Annotated in this window: 12 protein-coding genes; 8 read left to right on the top strand and 4 right to left on the bottom strand. The window is 48.0% G+C overall.

Annotated features, from left to right (window positions below):
* Positions 1–61: 61 nt before the first annotated feature.
* The 3 genes from ACAN55_RS18555 (at position 62) to ACAN55_RS18545 (ending at position 5,434) form a co-directional block, all read left to right on the top strand.
* Positions 62–2,284 (top strand): methyl-accepting chemotaxis protein, encoded by a 2,223-nt coding sequence (locus ACAN55_RS18555; RefSeq protein ID WP_379136153.1) that lies wholly within the window; start codon positions 62–64, stop codon positions 2,282–2,284.
* A 168-nt stretch (positions 2,285–2,452) separates the two neighbouring features.
* Complete coding sequence (locus ACAN55_RS18550; protein ID WP_379136150.1) at positions 2,453–3,517, top strand: LacI family DNA-binding transcriptional regulator; 1,065 nt, start codon at positions 2,453–2,455, stop codon at positions 3,515–3,517.
* Positions 3,518–3,607: 90 nt separating this feature from the next.
* Positions 3,608–5,434: an APC family permease gene (locus ACAN55_RS18545; protein WP_379136148.1), complete on the top strand. Its 1,827-nt coding sequence runs from the start codon at positions 3,608–3,610 to the stop codon at positions 5,432–5,434.
* A gap of 537 nt (positions 5,435–5,971) precedes the next feature.
* On the opposite strand, the gene ACAN55_RS18540 is transcribed toward ACAN55_RS18545, so the two are convergent.
* Genes ACAN55_RS18540 through ACAN55_RS18530 form a run of 3 tightly spaced genes read right to left on the bottom strand, consistent with a single transcriptional unit; the run spans position 5,972 to position 9,335 of the window.
* Positions 5,972–7,144 carry a glycoside hydrolase family 130 protein gene (locus ACAN55_RS18540; RefSeq protein ID WP_379136145.1) on the bottom strand — a complete coding sequence of 391 codons (1,173 nt, stop codon included), beginning with the start codon at positions 7,142–7,144 and terminating at the stop codon, positions 5,972–5,974.
* Complete coding sequence (locus ACAN55_RS18535) at positions 7,141–8,358, bottom strand: AGE family epimerase/isomerase (RefSeq protein ID WP_379136142.1); 1,218 nt, start codon at positions 8,356–8,358, stop codon at positions 7,141–7,143. The genes ACAN55_RS18540 and ACAN55_RS18535 overlap by 4 nt, the downstream gene beginning before the upstream one ends.
* Positions 8,355–9,335 carry a glycoside hydrolase family 113 gene (locus ACAN55_RS18530; RefSeq protein ID WP_379136139.1) on the bottom strand — a complete coding sequence of 327 codons (981 nt, stop codon included), beginning with the start codon at positions 9,333–9,335 and terminating at the stop codon, positions 8,355–8,357. Before ACAN55_RS18530 ends, ACAN55_RS18535 begins: the two co-directional genes overlap by 4 nt.
* 314 nt (positions 9,336–9,649) lie before the next feature.
* On the opposite strand from ACAN55_RS18530, the gene ACAN55_RS18525 reads away from it, so the two are divergent.
* The 4 genes from ACAN55_RS18525 (at position 9,650) to ACAN55_RS18510 (ending at position 15,658) form a co-directional block, all read left to right on the top strand.
* Positions 9,650–10,672 (top strand): glycoside hydrolase family 130 protein, encoded by a 1,023-nt coding sequence (locus tag ACAN55_RS18525; RefSeq protein WP_379136136.1) that lies wholly within the window; start codon positions 9,650–9,652, stop codon positions 10,670–10,672.
* 60 nt (positions 10,673–10,732) lie between these two features.
* Positions 10,733–11,689: an acetylxylan esterase gene (locus ACAN55_RS18520; RefSeq protein ID WP_379136134.1), complete on the top strand. Its 957-nt coding sequence runs from the start codon at positions 10,733–10,735 to the stop codon at positions 11,687–11,689.
* Between the two features lie 142 nt (positions 11,690–11,831).
* Positions 11,832–13,760: a methyl-accepting chemotaxis protein gene (locus tag ACAN55_RS18515; protein ID WP_379136131.1), complete on the top strand. Its 1,929-nt coding sequence runs from the start codon at positions 11,832–11,834 to the stop codon at positions 13,758–13,760.
* A 98-nt stretch (positions 13,761–13,858) separates the two neighbouring features.
* Positions 13,859–15,658, top strand: a complete 1,800-nt coding sequence (locus ACAN55_RS18510) for a peptidoglycan D,D-transpeptidase FtsI family protein (protein ID WP_379136128.1) — start codon at positions 13,859–13,861, stop codon at positions 15,656–15,658.
* On the opposite strand, the gene ACAN55_RS18505 is transcribed toward ACAN55_RS18510, so the two are convergent.
* The gene (locus tag ACAN55_RS18505) at positions 15,655–16,809 is read right to left on the bottom strand and encodes an AI-2E family transporter (protein WP_379136125.1); all 1,155 of its coding nucleotides are present in this window, start codon (positions 16,807–16,809) and stop codon (positions 15,655–15,657) included. The two genes, ACAN55_RS18510 and ACAN55_RS18505, sit on opposite strands and share 4 nt — an antisense overlap.
* A gap of 214 nt (positions 16,810–17,023) precedes the next feature.
* Between ACAN55_RS18505 and ACAN55_RS18500 the strand changes: the two genes are divergently transcribed.
* The gene (locus ACAN55_RS18500; protein WP_379136122.1) at positions 17,024–18,412 is read left to right on the top strand and encodes a polysaccharide deacetylase family protein; all 1,389 of its coding nucleotides are present in this window, start codon (positions 17,024–17,026) and stop codon (positions 18,410–18,412) included.
* Positions 18,413–18,561 lie beyond the last annotated feature (149 nt).

Raw genomic sequence — 18,561 nt, 5'->3', positions numbered from 1 at the left:
TATAGTAGATAGAATGCGTTTACATACGGAACACTTAATCCAACTGGTAGGTGAGCGAAAGATGGGAATTCCCCAGAAGAACAAGAGGGTCAATCGAAAAGAGAGAAAATTGAAAGCGGGTACAAAAGGTCAAGTTACTCTAGCTGTGGCGGATGGTGAGAAAATAATGAAGCCGGGCTTTAACTTCAAAAACATCATGCATGGTTCAGCAAGGCAGGTTAAGAATGTTAATCCGATTAAATCTGTGGGAGTTAAGATATTCCTGCTCGTGTTGTGCAGCATTATTATAGTTGTGCTTGCGCTTGGTGTATTGTCGTATACGAAAGCGAAAAATACGATTAAAAATAACGTAGCTGAAGCGAACCGTCAGACGATTATCCAGACTTCAGAGAAGCTCGATATTATTCTGAAGCAATATGAAGGTCTGACGCTTCAAATCTTCTTTGATCCGCAAATTCAAACGAACTTGTCAGAGCTGAAAGCGGCCAAGACTTATTATGACCAATTTGTCGCTACAGATATTATTAGTAAGAAGCTGTCGAGCCAGACGACTTCGGATTCCAATATTGTAAGTATTTCGCTGATTCCGGAGAATCCGGATCTGGACATTATTATGAGCGGAACTTCCGGGCTTACATTAGAAGGCATACGGGAACAAGCCTGGTACAAGCAGGTTGTAAAGAATACAACAGATTACAAGCCTTATTACTCAGGTGAAGAGAAGGGTTCCCAGAATTATTGGTTCTCTACCTCCATTGAGGGTAAAGGCGGAAGCAATATTGCTATGGTTCGCTCACTGAAGAATCTTGGGGAGAATACAGGGTATATTGTTCTTCTTGAGCTGAAGAATAACATGCTCGAGGAAGCGTTCAAAAGCGTGAAGCTCGGTGAAGGCTCCCGGATTCAGGTTGTCGATGCAGCTGGAATCGTAGTAGCATCCAGTGTTATGGAAGATGATGGACAGATGTCAGGATACAGTTCAATTAAAGCGAGCAAGTCCAATAATGAAAGTTTCGACACCAAAAATGCGAGCGGTGAGGAACTTCTGATTGTGAATAATCCTTTGGTTAAAGCGGATTGGAAGCTGGCAGGTATTGTGCCCACTAGTGAGCTGGTTAAGGAAGCGAAGCCAATCCTTGTAACAACCTACCTAGCAACGGCAGCAGCTACATTGGTTGCTATTCTGCTCGGGATGCTAATGGTACGCATGATTGCCCGCCCTTTGTCCCGATTGAAGAATCTGATGGTTGAAGGAGCCAAAGGAGATCTCAGTGTTCGTACGGATCATGTTTCTCGGGATGAAATTGGACAGTTGTCGGCCTCTTTTAATATCATGATGGAGCGGATTACTGATTTGGTCAGTCAAACCAACGAGACAGCCCGCGAGGTGCTTGAGACCGCTGGAGAACTTGGAGAAGCATCACGGAAGACCGCAGTTTCTGCAAAAGAAATCGCAGCCGCTACGGAGGAAATTGCTGAAGGGGCGGGAAGTCTTGCACTCGAAGCCGAAAAGGGCAGTGACCTGACGGAGATGATTTCTTCGCAAATGGGAATGGTTGTACAAGCTAATAGAGAAATGGATGTAGCTGCAAGAGGAGTTGGCGAAGCTAGTGAACTGGGCGCAGAGCAGCTAAAAGTTCTTCTCGCCAAAACCAGCCAAACAGGTGAAAGGACCGGCGCCCTTGTGGAGCGGGTTAACAATTTGAAAGACACCGTGTTCTCCATTATCAAGGTGCTCGATGTCATGAAGAGTATTACACAGCAGACGAATATTTTGTCTCTCAATGCTACGATTGAAGCGGCGCGTGCAGGTGAAGCCGGACGTGGCTTTATGGTAGTAGCCGGTGAGGTGCGCCAACTTGCTGAACAATCTAAGGATTCCATCGCTCTGGTAGCGGGTATTATCGATAAGATTATCCATGAAATGAATGAGACTGTTGCGGTTCTTTCTGAAGTGGCGCCGCTCTTTAAAGAGCAGATGAGTTCAGTTCAGAATACAAGTGATATTTTCGTATCTGTACAGGGACAGATGAACGAGTTCATCAGCAGCCTTGAATCCGTAACGGAGTCTATTAACAGTCTAAACCACTCCCAGGGTGTCTTATCAGAAGCCATGGGCAATGTAAGTGCTGTAGCTGAAGAATCATCAGCGACCTCGCAGGAAGTAGCTTCCTTGAGCAGCGAACAACAAAATGTCAGCGATCAACTCGTATTGCTCTCAGGCAAGCTTGAAAGTGTTTCAGGACAGTTGAAGGAAAAGTTATCCCAGTTCAGGATCGAATAGGGATTATCGATTTTAATAACATTTCAAATAGCCGCTGCTTCCATGTGAAGTGGCGGCTTTTGTATTGTGCGGCGGAGATGAACCACGTATAATCATTTTGTTAGGAATTTGTTATTGTTTATTAGTTGTTTAAATCAAACAGAATGATCGAATAGGAGTTTTGAGGACATGGCAAAGAAGATTACAATGCAGGTAATTGCCGATTATCTAGGAGTGTCCAAATTCGTGGTTTCCAAGGCATTGGCTGGCAAGGATGGCGTTAATGAGACCACCCGGGAACGGGTAATACAGGCGGCGTCACAGCTGGGGTATTTTACACAAAAAAATGCATACGTTCATAATATTAAACACAAACAGGGACCGGAAGGCAGTGACCGGAAGAAGCAATCCGTACTTGTACTTATGCCGAATATACGCGCTCAGACACAGGACTCCTTATATTGGGGAAAGATTGTGGATGGGATTGCCTTTGCTCTGGATCAGGAAGGTCTTGGCATGGTCATTATATCCGAGCATCGGGCAGATAATTTTGTTAATATCCTGAACCCAAACGGGATTCTGGGTCTTGTTGGCGTAGGTCAGATCTCAACCTCGCTTCTGCTTGAAGTTCACAGGATCGGGCTGCCCATGGTACTGATTGACCACGAAGACCAACTGATTCCCAGTGATACGGTATTTGCCAATAATGTGGATTCGATGTTCCGATTAACCCAGCACTTGATGGGCAGCGGGCATTCCCAGCTTCATTTTATCGGTAATATTAAATACTCACGCAGTTTCCGTGACCGCTGGATCGGATTCCGCAGTGCACTTGAAGAAAATGGGCTGAAGGCGCCTGTTGAAGATGATGCCATGCTGTTTCTTGAGGGGATAGAGGATAATTCTTTTAGAGAAGAGTTCAAAGGCTGGGTGTCCAAACGAAAAAAATCCAGGACGGTGCCGACCGCGCTAGTCTGCGCTAATGATTCTGTAGCCCTTATTGTAAGTGATGTTCTTAAAGAAGAAGGGATACAAATCCCAGGGGATATTTCTGTAACCGGATTTGATAATATTGAGGACTCTACACGCGGAATTCCTCCACTTACGACAGTTCATGTGCCTAAGGAAGCACTGGGACGTGTGGCTGTAGAGAAGCTTTTATCGCGTATTGCGAATCGGGCGGCTCCACTGGAGAAAATTCTCATCGCCGCAGATATCGTGCACCGGGACTCCACGGCTGCCATGCAGGATTAACTGAATTCCATAGCTGGTTGTGATATTGGTCAGATTATTCCTGAACTGAGAGGGGTAATCTATAATAAAAAAGTGGCGGTGAATATCATAATGCTTGCATCCATTAAACGTTTTTTAATCGGACGTCCACTTAAATCCAATGAGCTGGGCGAGCAGAAGCTAAATAAAACCAAAGCCCTTGCTATTTTATCATCAGATGCTTTATCTTCAGTAGCTTATGGCCCCGAGCAAATATTGATCGTTCTGTTCACTGTGGGTGCAGCGGCTTTCTGGTATTCGATCCCGATTGCTGTCGGAGTACTGGTCTTGTTGGCAGCACTGATCTTATCCTACAGACAAATCATATTCGCTTATCCGCATGGTGGAGGGGCGTATGTGGTTTCCAAGGAGAATTTGGGGATATATCCCGGACTTGTTGCGGGAGGATCATTGTTGGTAGATTACATTTTGACAGTTGCTGTTAGTGTATCCGCAGGAACGGATGCCATTACTTCTGCGTTCCCGAGCCTTCATTCACACAATGTGATGATTGCCATTATTTTTGTGATACTGATTACCACTCTGAACCTGAGGGGAGTAACGGAATCAGCTTCTGTTCTTGCATACCCGGTCTATTTATTTGTTCTTGCACTGTTCATTCTAATCCTGACGGGTCTTTATCATATATTGACGGGGCAGGTACAGCCGGAATTACATACGCCAGTCGGAACGTCGATTGCAGGTGTGAGCCTTTTTCTGCTGCTGAGGGCATTCGCCTCGGGAAGTTCGGCCTTGACTGGTGTTGAAGCTATTTCGAACGCTATTCCCAACTTTAAAGCTCCTGCTCCTAATAATGCGGCCAAAACATTGGTGGCCATGGGGACACTTTTAGCGCTATTATTTTCGGGGATTGTATTTCTGGCGTATTACTACGGAATTGCCCCGCGTGAAGAAGTTACCGTCGTATCCGATATTGCCGAAGGCATATTCGGGCGTAACTTTATGTATTTCTTCATACAGGGGACAACCGCCTTGATCCTGATTCTGGCTGCTAATACCGGGTACTCCGCTTTTCCGCTGCTTGCGGTTAACCTTGCCAAGGATAAGTTCATTCCCCGCATGTTTGCGATTCGTGGTGACCGTCTGGGATATTCCAACGGGATCATTAGTCTAGGCCTGCTCTCCATACTGCTGATCGTTGTCTTTAAAGGCCGGACGGAACATCTGATTCCGCTTTATGCGGTGGGTGTATTTATTCCTTTTACCCTCTCCCAGACGGGGATGTTACTGAAGTGGTACCGGCAAAGACCGAAGGGGTGGCTCGCTAAATTTATTATCAACACCACCGGTGCTGTGATTAGCTTTGTTGTTACGACGATGTTCTTCTTGACCAAATTCACGCAGGTATGGCCTGTCTTGATATTTGTTCCATTAATTCTGCTTATTTTTCTGCGGATCAAGAAGCATTACAATGATGTGGCCGACCAGCTTAGGATTACTACCTGTGAACCTGCAATTCCAATTGAAGGGAATGTGATCATTGTCCCTGTTGCCGGTATTACCCATGTGGTGGAGAGTTCCTTGAATTATGCCAAATCGCTTGCTGCGTACCAGGTCATCGCCGTTCATATTCCTTTTGAGCGGGATGAAGAATTGGCTTTCGAGGAGAAGTGGAAAAAATGGCAGCCCGATGTAAGGCTCGTTACCCTACATTCCCCTTACCGGAGCATCATTCAGCCGCTGTTGAAATTCATTGATACGGTCCAGTACAAGGCGAGTGAGTCCAATTATCAAGTTACCATCATTATCCCGCAGTTCATTCCGAAAAAAGGCTGGCACAACATTCTGCACAACCAGTCCAGTCTGCTCATTCGGGCCCATCTCCTGTACCGCAGAAACGTAATTATCACGACGGTGCCATATCATCTGAAAAAGTAAACTCTGAAGTGATGTTGGAGTGCTCCGTGAAAAACCAAGTGTGCAATGCTTGCGGGCGCTCCGTGAACGGAATGTTGCTTCAATCGTTGTGGTCTTCGGATGTTTTGAATTTATTATAAGGTATACATCCGAAGACCAAGACGAACGCTATCGCTTTTCCGCAATCATTCCGTCCCCTCCGCTGCATTCAGCGTGGGAGTTTACTATTTAACCTTATATGGCATAAAAAGGGAGCAATGGCACTGCCTCGTAATATAACGAGGCATGCAGAAATAAACCAAAAAGCAGAAAGTCTCAGGTTCAGAGAGACTTTCTGCTTTTCTTTTTCTTTTTTTTGCAGTTCGTAGTGAGGAAGATCAGCGGAGAGGACGGACCGATTGCGTAAAAGCGGCAGCGGTCGCCTTTGTCACCGGATTATAACCGCTAAGGTTAATTAGATAATCCGGAGACAACAGCGATTGAAGCAACGGTCCGTTCGCGGAGCGCCCGCAGGCATGCTGCAGGCAATGGTCCGGCCTCGAAGCTGGAGCAGTGTCACTACAGCTGCAAGTTCCGCTCAATTAACTCGATCCGCTGCTGGACGCAAGCGTACGAACGGAGGGGGTCGGCAGGCGTGTTCATGACATAATCAAGCATTTGATCCACCGTTGTGGTAGCGACATGAATGCGGGTGTCGGAGGATGCGTAGTACACATAGATATCACCGTTGTCACGGGCGATGATGCCATTGCAGAAGACAACGTTGGATACATCGCCGACGCGCTCTTCGCCTTCTGGAGCGATGAAATGACCGCCCGGGGCATGGGTCACCCGGTTAGGCTCTTGCAGATCGGATAGGAAAGCGTACAGCACATAACGCAGACCCGCTGCTGTATTCCGCACACCATGGGCGATGTGGAGCCAGCCTTTTGGAGTTTTGACCGGGGCTGGTCCTTGCCCGTTCTTCACTTCCTTAATGGTGTGATAATGGCGTTCGTCCATAATTGTCTCACTGCTGATGGTAGCGTTCTCGATGGTATCCGATAATCCCCAGCCGATGCCGCCACCGGAGCCTGCATCGATGAAACCATCCTGCGGGCGGGTATAGAAAGCATATTTACCGTCCACGAACTCAGGATGGAGCACAACATTCCTTTGCTGGGCAGAACCTGTCTTCAGATCAGCCAGGCGCTCCCATGATTTCAGGTCCTTCGTTCGGGCAATTCCGCATTGGGCAACAGCACTGGACAGATCGCCATGTGGGGCATCCGGGTCTTGGCGTTCGGTGCAGAATAAACCGTAAATCCAGCCGTCTTCATGCTGCACCAGTCGCATGTCATACACATTGATGTCGAGTTCTTCGGTCTCGGGCATTACCACGGGGTGATCCCAGAAACGGAAGCCGTCTACACCACTATCACTCTCCGCAACGGCGAAAAAGGATTTGCGGTCAACCCCTTCTACACGGGCAACGATGTAGAACTTCCCATTCAGCTCAATCGCTCCCGGATTGAAAATCCCATTGACTCCGATTCTTTCCGCGAAGTAGGGGTTGGTCTGCGGGTTAAAGTCATACCTCCAAATTAGCGGGGCATGCTCAGCCGTCAGCAGCGGGTTGCGGTACCTGTCATAAATACCGTTTCCTAAAGGCAGTTTCTCATTGCGGCGTCCGATCAGCGCTTCGTAGCGATCGGTTAACTGTGTTTTGCGTTCCTCGAATAATGAAGTCATGATAAGTGCTCCTTTGTGTTTGGTGTAAGCCGTTCGATCATTTCAAAGCAGGCCCTGCTGTTATGATAAGGGCATTTCCAGGCGCTTAGTTTAGGTGAGCCGGTCAACGGTTTGAGGTTCTCATCCACACCCCAATGCCATTCCCCGTGTACATGGTCCACAATATACTGGCAGATAAAGGCCCAGGCTGTGGCTGCGGCATCTTTGAATTTGGTATCGCCGGTCAATTGATAAGCATTATAGAAACCGACAACAGCTTCCGCCTGCGGCCACCAGTCTTTATCCTTATTTACAAGCTGACCGTTATCCGCCTCGTTCCAAATCCCGCCGTCCCGGTCGATCCCTTCTGCAAGCACAGCTTCCGCCATCGTAACCGCGACCTTTTGAACCCGGCTAAGCAGTTCCGGATCACCCAGCACTTCTGCCGCTTCATAGAGAAGCCAGCTGCCTTCGATATCATGCCCGTAAGAGATCACTTCAGATTTAACCTTCCAAGCCTCGTCGAGAAAAAGATGGAAGTGTGCTCCGGCATCGTCAACAATATGCTTCAGCATGATATCAATCAGTTCAGTCAGCTTGGTTCGGAGCTCAGCGGATTTCCATACCCGATAAAGACCGGTGTAGGCTTCAAGCACATGCAGGTGGGTATTCATCGATTTCTTCTCGTTCATATCTTTACTGCTTAGAGATAAGTTCTCCGTCATCTCCCATTCCCGCGATAGGGCTTCGATATAACCTCCATATATGGAATCATAGCTGTATTTCTCGAGCAGTTGGAACAGCCGGATGGCTAACTCAAGTGGTTCAAGTGAACCGGAAGCACGGTGAAATTCCGCCAAGGCATAGATTACAAAAGCTTGGCCGTACACCTGCTTTTTATCCTGAGTAGGATTACCGGCGGCATCCACCATCCAGAACATTCCGTCATATTTCTTGTCCATGAAATGCTCTTGCAGATAAGTATAAGCACGCTCTGCCATAGCCAAATATTCCGGATCCCTATAGAAACGGTAAGCCGTTGAAAAAGTCCATAAAATACGGGCGTTCAGCACCAGACTTTTCTCGGCGTCGGCAATAACCTCCATAGATGAGCTGATCTCTCCTATAAAACCGCCGAACTCCTCGTCTTTAGCATATCTCAGCCAAAAGCTGAGAATATTGTCCTTCAGTTCATGCTCTATCTGTGACAGCCATACCCCGGACGGATGGTTCATTTCTGTTCGCCTGCTCTCTTGGAAAAATGCTTACCTTGTGATGTGTAATACGCACTAATAATTGCTGATGATTGCTTGCCGTACATACAGTAGTCATCGTTCGTAGGAGCTTCCTCAATAGGATACAGACGGGCCGGCCAATCCCAGAGCATGAAGCCCTGCACCCATGACCGGATTTTGGTGTGGTTAAACATCGCCTGGTAAAAGCGGGATTGCTCTTCTTCGCTGGGCTCCCCCTGGAGCGTCCAATCATTCGGTATGTCCGCACTGCCAGTGCGGCTCGGGCAACCGGCCTCCATGAAGAAGAAAGGTTTGTTATAGGCTTTAACAACCTGTTCGATCCGGTCAAGCTGGGCCTCCCAATCAGCAGCAGGGTAATAGCCGCTGGAAGAGATAACATCGAGAGCATCCCACCAGGTAACATTGTCCTCTTGGTATTTGTCACAATTGTAGGTGAGAATCCCTGAGTAGACTTTACGGACCGCTGCAATCAAAGTGCGCCATTCGTCTGCACGACGGTCGGTTTGGACTAGCTCACAACCAATGCAGAACATCTCGCAGCCGGTTGCTTCGGCAAGGACGGCATAGTGCAGGATAAAATCAGTGTAGGCGCTGAACCACTCTGACCATTTAGGTTCGCAAGGGACATCCTTATCAAAAAAATTAATATGCGCCCGCCAGGTGCCGTCGGCACAATTGACGATCGGTTTCAAGCAAACCTTCAGGTTCAGTGATTTGGCTTTGGCGATAGCCCATTTGACCTCATCGTCGCTGACGGTGGGGTGCTGCCAATAAGGTATTTTCGTAGCCTGGGGAGAGGCCTGAAGCGCACTTAGTGCAATTGCCGTCCAATTGGCTTCTGTCGTGGATGCCATAAGTTCCATAGATCGCTCGGCTTCTTCGTTGTTCCACGTTCCGCGTACCCCAGGGAATCCCCAGGTAACGCCTCCGATAAATTCATCAGGTTGCAGTGTCATGCTTAACCTCCTGTTGGGTAAGATGATTCGGGAATTAGAATAATCAATTTGTTATTTTAGTTATTATTAAATACAAACGACATAATAACGATAATTTATTTATAACTTCTTTTGAAAGGGATTACAAGACGAAAACACACTTAGGATATAGATCTGATAAACATCTAAACACAGGACTATAAATGACAATTGAGACCATCGTTTTATATAGAACCCCCGTTTATAATTATTTTGTAAGCGTTATTATTAGTGTATTTAATTATATTTGTTAGGTTAAATTCAATGGAATAAATAACAATCGGAGGGGTTTTAAGATGAAAGAAATCAAGCTTATCGGAGATCATCTGCCTAATATTCCTTGGGAGGAGAAGCCGGAAGGACATTCAAGTCCGGTTTGGAGACATAGCAATAATCCTGTGATCAAAAGAAATCCAGCCAAGGGTGTAGCACGTATATTCAACAGTGCTGTTGCCATATTCGAGGGAAGCTTTTTAGGCGTGTTTCGGGTGGAAGATCAAACGACCCGTCCTCATCTGCGGATGGGATACAGTGCTGACGGTCTTGAATGGCAAATCGATGAACAGCCTATCGTATTTAGAGACGAGGCTGGTAATCCGTATCAGCCCCGTTATGCTTATGATCCACGGCTGGTGAAGGTGGAGGATTCCTACTATATCATCTGGTGCACGGATTTCTATGGAGCTGCCATTGGGGCTGCCAAAACAGAGGATTTTAAAACATTCACCAGTCTAGAGAATCCGTTTCTGCCCTTTAACCGAAATGGGGTGCTGTTTCCGAAGAAGATTAACGGTAATTTCGTTATGCTGTCCCGTCCAAGTGACAGTGGCCATACGCCGTTTGGCGATGTATTCCTCAGCGAAAGTCCGGATTTCGTCTATTGGGGCAAGCACCGTCATGTGATGACCAAGGGCGGTCAAGGCTGGTGGCAGAGCACCAAGATCGGCGGCGGGCCTGCTCCTCTGGAAACCACTGAAGGCTGGCTCATGTTTTACCACGGCGTGACAGAAACATGCAATGGATTGGTTTACAGCATGGGTGCCGTGATTCTGGACCGTGATGAACCTTCTAAGGTGAAGTACCGTTCCAAATATTTTGTACTCACTCCTGAGGAGTGGTATGAGGAAAGAGGTTTTGTGAGCAACGTCGTCTTTCCGTGTGCTGCACTGCATGATGCGGAATCCGGCAAAATCGCCATCTATTATGGGGCTGCCGATACCTATGTTGGTGTTGCTTATACAACTGTTCAAGAAATTGTCACTTTCGTAATAAATACACATGAGGAAGTTGCGGACGATGCCGGGTTGGGAAGAATCTAATATGGATTCCTAATCTAGGAAAAAAGACCGGGGTGCACGGAAACGGGGAGGAGCAGAAATTTGATTAACGACATGTCTTTACCTGAACTGAAAAAGTATATGGGGAGCAGCCCCAAGCCGGACGACTTCGAACAATATTGGGAGCGGGCTCTTGACGAATTAGCGCAGCAGTCGCTTGAGTATGAACTGGTGCCAGCGGAGTTTCAAACTCCGCTGGCTGATTGCTTTCATCTGTATTTTACAGGTGTCGGAGGCGCAAGAATCCATTGCAAGTATGCAAGACCTAAGCAGAATCCGCGGGGAAGCGGGGTTGTGATGTTCCATGGATACTCCAGCGACAGCGGTGACTGGTCGGAGAAGGCAATGTATGCAGCCCACGGCATAAGCGTTCTTGCGATGGATTGCCGGGGACAAGGCGGGCTGTCAGAAGATAATCTAACCGTTAAAGGAACGACTATCCGTGGTCATATTATCCGTGGAATCGATGATCCAGACCCTGACCGTCTGTATTACCGGAATGTCTTTCTGGATACAGTCCAAACCGCACGGATCCTGATGTCAATGGAAGGAATTGATCCGGAGCGCATCGGGGCGATCGGTTTCTCTCAGGGAGGTGCTTTAACCGTAGCCTGTGCTGCACTTGAGCCGAGAATCCAAATTGCCATCCCGGCCTATCCGTTCCTCTCCGATTATAAACGGGCTTGGGAAATGGATATTACAGCCTCTGCGTATGAAGAGCTTCATTATTATTTCCGATTGTTCGATCCGCACCACTTACGTGAAGGTGAAATTTTCAACCGTCTTGGTTACATTGATATACAAAACTTATCCGATAGAATTAGGTCTAAGGTACTATTGGTTATTGGTCTTACAGATATTATTTGCCCACCTTCGACACAATTCGCTGCATACAACAAAATCACAGCTGTTAAGGAGCTTATCGTTTATTATGAATATGGTCACGAATATCTGCCTTATATTGCCGATCAGGCGCTGCAGACATTCATGACTTTATAATAAATACAAGCTATTGATAATTGGAATTTGGCAGGTGATTAGGTTGGTGAAGTCAACAAAGCGAAAAGGCGGAATCCTTTTCCGGCTGCATCCTTCGAAATCAGTTGGGGTGCGGCTTTTTCTTGTGTTTTTTATAGCCACAATGGTATTGGTACTAAGTCTGGGGTATATTTCTTATTCGGTTGCTAAACAAACAGTTGAGAACAATGCATTAAAGGCGAATCAGCAGACGATTATTCAAACAGCGGATAAGCTGGATGTCATGCTTTTGCGGTTCGAGGATAATCTGAAGCAGCTGTTTTACAACTGGGAAATTGACAACGCCCTGGAACAAGCCGATATGGACCGTATTACCGCTGAATTGAACATCTGGATGTCGCACAGCAAAGATGTGCAAGCAGTATACCTGTTTCCGCTGGCTGGATCTATGGAGACGGCTGTTGCAGGAACGGAAGATGCAGCATTTCTGAAAAACGCGAAATCGGCTGCCTGGTTCAAAGAACTTCAGAGTAAGCCGAAGAGTCTCTGGATCACGAACTCGCAAAGCCAAGGAGCGGCAGGCGTATTTCATTTGGCTAAAGCGATCGGAAGTGAGGACGGCAGCGTAGCATTTATTGCAGTGAGTGACATAAAAAGCTCCGCTATCGCTGACCAGCTTAAAAAGGTGAGTCTTGGAGATGACTCGTATGTTCAGCTCCTGACCGCGAAGGACGAGCTCATTGCTTCTTCCCTCGACAAGGCTGACACTTACTTGCGACTGGGCGGTACCTTGTTCAGTGGTTTGAAAGCGGCATCAGGATCTTTGCCAACAGAGGATGAGAAGGGGCAATCCATTCTGGCCGTATACGGAACGCTGGCGAGCTCCAGCTGGAAGGTGCTCGGAGTTGTTCCCGCGGGAAATCTGGTTAAAGATGCCAGCCGTATTCTTTCTACGACTTACTGGATGGTAGCAGGTGCTGTTGTCATTGCAATTCTGGTCGGCATTTATATGATGCGTATGGTTGCCCGGCCACTATCGAAATTGAAAGATTTAATGTTTGAAGGTGCCGAAGGTAATCTTGCCGTACGGACAAAGGTCACCTCTAAAGATGAAATCGGTCAGTTATCCGATTCCTTTAATACCATGATGGAACGGATTACCGAGTTGGTTAATCATACGAGTGAAACGGCTCAGGAAGTTCTTGAAACTGCCGATGCGCTTGGTAAAGCCTCAGGGAAGACTGCCATCTCAGCAGCTGATATTGCCGCTGCCACCGAAGAAATCGCAGGCGGTGCGGGAAGTCTGGCGCTCGAAGCTGACCGTGGGAACGAACTTTCAGGCCACATTTTGGAGCAGATGGAGGATGTCATTTCCGCGAACCGTGAAATGGATCAGGCTGCACAAAGTGTCGGCCAGTACAGTCAGGAAGGAGTCGCACGCTTGGAGCATTTGCAGCAGCAGACGACTCTGACCGGTGAAATGACAGAAGCGCTGGTAGTGAAAGTGAACGAACTGAAAGAAACCGCTTCTTCGGTGATGAAGGTTCTGGATGTCATGCAGAATATCACCCAGCAGACGAATGTTCTATCCCTCAATGCTACGATTGAAGCAGCGCGTGCAGGGGAGGCCGGTCTGGGCTTTATGGTGGTTGCAGGAGAAATTCGAGGACTCGCTGAGCAGTCCAAAAACTCCATAGCTGTTGTCGCGGAAATTACGGATAGGATTATGGCGGATATGAATGAGACCGTTGCGGCCTTGTCCCAGGTCACACCTTTGTTCAAGGAACAGGTATCATCCGTTCGGAATACCGGTGAGATCTTTGTAACTGTACAAGAGCAGATGGATCAATTCATTAACCGGATCGAGTCGGTTACAGCTTCCATAAACAGTCTGAGCCAGACACAGAGCGTACTTTCTGAAACCATGGGCAATGTAAGTGCCGTTGCTGAAGAATCCTCGGCGGCTTCGCAAGAAGTTGCTTCACTCAGTGGTGAGCAGCAGAATGTAAGTGAGCATCTTGTCGCGTTGTCTGCTAAACTGGAGAGCGCCTCCTTGAACCTGAAAGAGAGATTATCCAAGTTCACTGTTTAACGATATAGATATAGATCGGAGCCGCCCTGGAGGGTGGCTCCTTTTTTTGGGCATAATAGGAATAAAGAATATCTTTGAACCGATCAGGAGGAAGCGCCTTGAGTCACAAAGTCAGTAAACGCCTAACGATCAGCCTAATTCTTATGTTAGCAGCACTTGGAGTACTTATCTTGCGTTTAGGTTGGATTCAGCTACTGATGAAGGATCAGCCTGTCCCGGGCCGTAAGTATACTTTAGCTCAGATGTCTGAGGTGCAAAGTGAACGTGAAACGATCCTTGACAGCGGACGCGGGCGTTTATATGACCGGAGCGGCAGGGCGCTCGCTGGAGAGACGATTTGGATAGCCGTTTTTTTTCCGCAAGAAGAAAGGAGACGGGTTGGGCCTGAGGTGAAGGGAATAACAGAACAAGCGGAATCCGCACTTCGGCGTCTTGCTGGGATACTCGAAACCGACTACGGGGAACTTCGGGACAAGCTGGGTTCGCTGAAAGAGCCGCTACTATGGCCTTCTCCTGATCACAAAGGTCCGCTTGCTCTTACACCGTCTCAGGCCCATTTAGTTAGTTCTTTGGATATTGACGGTCTAAAGGTACTACCATTTGCCAGAAGATACGAGAACTCGCTGTCCGGTAAGCAGTGGCTGGGCTATTTATCGGAGTCAACGGCCCAGTCAAACTCAGATGTACGGATTCCGCTAAGCGGAACAGCAGGACTGGAGAAGACACTGGAGCCGCTGCTGCACGGTGTAGGTCATACTGAAGCCTATGCACATGTCGATGCACAGGGTATACGTCTTCCGGGAAGCGAAATTAGGGTGCGGACGCCGGCTAACCCCTATTATCCGCTTGCATTATACACCACGATAGATAAAAAAAAGCAGGATGGAATTGAGAATCTGGCCATTAAAGCGGGGGTTAAAGAAGGGGCTGTTGTGGTACTGGATGCACACTCCGGTGATATTGTAGCTATGGTGTCGCTCCCTTTTTATAACGCTGAGGAGATCTCACCCCAGGGAGGGGAGTGGAACAACCGGGCACTGAAGGCGACCGAGCCGGGTTCGATCTTCAAAATTGTTACGGCTGCGGCTGCGTTGGAAGGAGGAGTAACCGCTCCAAATGAATTGTTCTACTGTAAGGGCAAGGTTGATAAATACGGTCTTACCTGCCATCAAGAAAAAGGACACGGTTCCCTGAATCTTGCTGAAGGGTTTGCCGTGTCCTGTAATACCGTATTTGCTTCTTTAGCGGAACGTTTGACGGGTGCGCAGCTCCAGTCTGCAGCGTATGAGCTTGGGCTAGGCCATGAGATAGGCTGGCAAGCAGACCATACCTTGGGTATGGATGTGCTCCAACCGCTTTCCGGAGAACAAGCAGGGACGATCTTTGCCACGCTGCTTACGGATGATAGCGGGACCAGGGTTCAGACAGCGATCGGGCAACGTGATGTGCGGATCTCTCCGCTTCAGGCCGCCAACCTGGTGGTGACGCTGCTGCATGGCGGTGAAGTCACCGCACCGAGAATTTTGCAGCAGGTTAACTTTGCCAATGGACAGAAACTGCTGAAGCTTCCCCGACACGTAGCTCCTGCGGTGGGCGGGCGAATTTCACCGGCTACCTCGGAAATACTGTTGTCATGGATGCGTCAAGTTGTAACTGAAGGAACAGGTAATCAACTGCAGAAAGCAGTCTGGAACCTTGCTGGCAAATCGGGCACCGCGCAGACCTTGTTTAAGGGTGCGCCGCGCAACAATCAATGGTTTATTGGTTATGGGCCTGTAGAACAACCTCAGTATGCAGCGGCGGTTCTTGTGAAGAATGCTGCACCTGGAAGCAGTCACACCGCAACGAAGCTGTTCGGTCAGGTTATGAATTATCTAGCTACATCTGAAGCTGGTTAGATCTCGGCTTCCGGTTCTTCACTCTCTTCCGGCGGAGTAGACGGGCTTGCCGCAAACGGGGAGACGATAAACTCTTCCTTCGGCAGGAAAATCCAGCGCTGTAGATACCCCTGCTGGATGAGCTCCTTAATCAGGATGAGCAGAATCGGCGAGAGGATAAGTCCGGCAACCCCAAAAGCTGAAGTGGACAAGATCACGAAGGAAAGCATCAGGAAAGCGGAAGACACACCAATCGAATTTCCTGTGATCTTCGGCTCCAGCAGCTGGCGTACGACAAGAACGACAGCGAGCAGAACGATCAGTCCGATGGCAAGTGTAGTATTGCCGACAATGAAAAGATAAATGATCCATGGAATCAAGATAGTTGTGACCCCGAGCAGCGGCAGGATATCGAAGACGGCGCATATCAGGGCCATTGTAATCTCGTTGCCGCTTCCCAGGATAAAGAGACCGACAAGTACAATGACAAAGGTGATGGAGATTAGAATAAGCTGAGCTTTTAAATAAGAACCGATGGCCTTAAAGACATTGCCCTGCAAGAAGCTGAAGGCGGTCTTTAGGGTCTTTGGCATTTTGTCATGGGCAATTTTCCGCCAGTCCTTAATCTCCATACTGAGAAAGAATGCCAGAATAATGGCGATCCCGAAATTTGCCATAAAGGAAGAGAAAGAGCCCAGAAGAACAACCATATAATTAAAGAAGACGACCAGCCAGCGCGATAGGATATCGGTAGCGGTTCTGAAATATTCATTGATCTTGACGGCCAGATCCGGTGGGAGAGTATCCAATTTATTTTGCAAAAACGAAGTGAAATCTGCAAAGCTCTGCTGGGCGATACTTGTATAATAAGGGAGATCGTTTTGGAAGCGGATAATCTGAGAAACAATCAAGAGACCGGCACCGAATAAAATTCCAAGCAGTAGCACCAAGAACAGCAGCACCGAAATCGCTGAAGCGAACGGTTTGGCTAGTCCTTTACGGTTCAAAAAGCGGGCCAGCGGCTCGATCAGCATAAATACGAAAAAGGATAGAAATACCGGGGCAGCGAGGCTATAAAGTTTGCTGAATACCAGCATAACTAAATACACGGTCAGGACGATGAGTCCAATGTCAAAAAAGGTACGCCAATATTTCTTATACAAAGGCAGCATAGAATGGAACGACTCCTTTTCGGGTTAGTGGAAAGACTTCTATCACTTGTGTACATTGTACACGATTTTAATTGAAAATCGTCTTTTTCTTTGTGGATTGTGCTAAAATAGGAGGGTATGTTTTTTGGGACTTTACCTTACTTGGCCGTAATACAAGATCTGCTTGCAGACGAAAGGCGAGCCAAAGTCACTTCTGGAAAAGCGGGGAATACACATGGAGACTTTGCTGCTCTGGCTGTTCTACATCTCATCCTTCTATGCTTTTATTCCTGGCATCATCAGCCGGATTTTTGGTTACCGTGTTTTCCGCAAAGGAATCGGAACCGGGGAATTTGCCCTAACGTTTGATGATGGACCAGACCCGCGGTATACGCCGCGCCTGCTTGACCTATTGAAGCAATACAATGCTAAAGCAACCTTTTTTGTTGTCGGGGCGAATGCCGAACGTCACCCTGACTTGATCCGCCGGATATATGAAGAAGGACATCTGATCGGTATTCATAATTATGTTCACAAGAGTAACTGGGTGATGCGCCCGGCCACTGTGCGCAGGCAGATCCAGCGTACCGATGATATTATTTACGACATTACCGGAGAGAGAAGCACGTATTACCGGCCGCCTTGGGGGATCGTCAACCTGTTTGATTTCTCCAAACGGCGTCAGGTGAAGATTGTTCTCTGGTCGGCAATGTTTGGTGACTGGCGTGAGAAGTTGGGCTCTGATCGTCTCACCGAGAAGATGCTCTCCCGTTTAAATCCCGGAGAAGTTATGTTGCTCCATGATTGCGGAACTACCTTCGGCGCGGATCCTGATGCACCGGGGCATATGCTGGTTGCGCTTGAGCGAACGCTTCAGGAAGCGGAGAGCAGAGGGCTGAGAAGCATCCGGGTAGATGAAATGATCAAGCAGGTGGAGAATTCACCGCTGCGCAAGCTTTCTTTCACTAAACGGCTTATCGTTGGACTATGGCTGGCATGGGAGCAGGTCTTCCAATTTATATTCCGTTTGAAGACCGTCTCGCCATCACATCCGTTCCTCCATTACCGCCTGCGAAGTTATCAGGGTCAGCCGGTTCCAATGGATGGAGGTACTGTGCTGAACAAAGGTGATCAAGTAATCGAGCTGCATTTTGATAACCGTCAGCTCTTTGAGTTCGGTCTCCATTCCCGTTCATCAGCGCAACTGGCAATTCGTTTGATACGCCGGATGCAGCAGGATCTTCCGATCCTGGCGGAGAAGGTGGCTGGCGATGAGAGGCTCATGGAGGCCAAAGCCCTCTATGGTGTCAGCATGCTGAACCGTGGACCGGAGAAATTTGGTTTCGCAGTGCTGGATCTGCCGGACGGATTGTTCGCACGGTCAACCAAGTTCTATCTCAGCGTATTAATGAGTGTAATCCACCCTACTGGCGGGTCGCGTCTGAAAGTAAGAAGCGAAATGCTGGTGCCGAAGATGATGGTCCTGCCGCTGCCGCAGCTGCTTGAACTAGCTGCAGAGACAGTGCCGCAGGAGTTGAAGAAGCGCGAACTCCGTGAAGAGGAATTATCCAGAAACGGAGCATCCGAACAATCGGAGTTGCCCAAGGCAACGGTTGTGCAATAACTTCTGTATTCTGAAATTATTATTGTCATATCTATACTAAAAAGGGCTGTCCCTATCATCGTTCTGATATGCTCCCCATATAGTAGACAGGTGAAATAATAAAAGCCTGTTACTGTATGGGGAGCATTTTTATGGAACAAAAGAAGTTT

Source organism: Paenibacillus oryziterrae, from assembly GCF_042610485.1.
Taxonomy (GTDB): domain Bacteria; phylum Bacillota; class Bacilli; order Paenibacillales; family Paenibacillaceae; genus Paenibacillus_AQ.
Note: the sequence above shows the minus strand (reverse complement) of the source record. Positions and strands in the feature narration are given on the sequence as shown.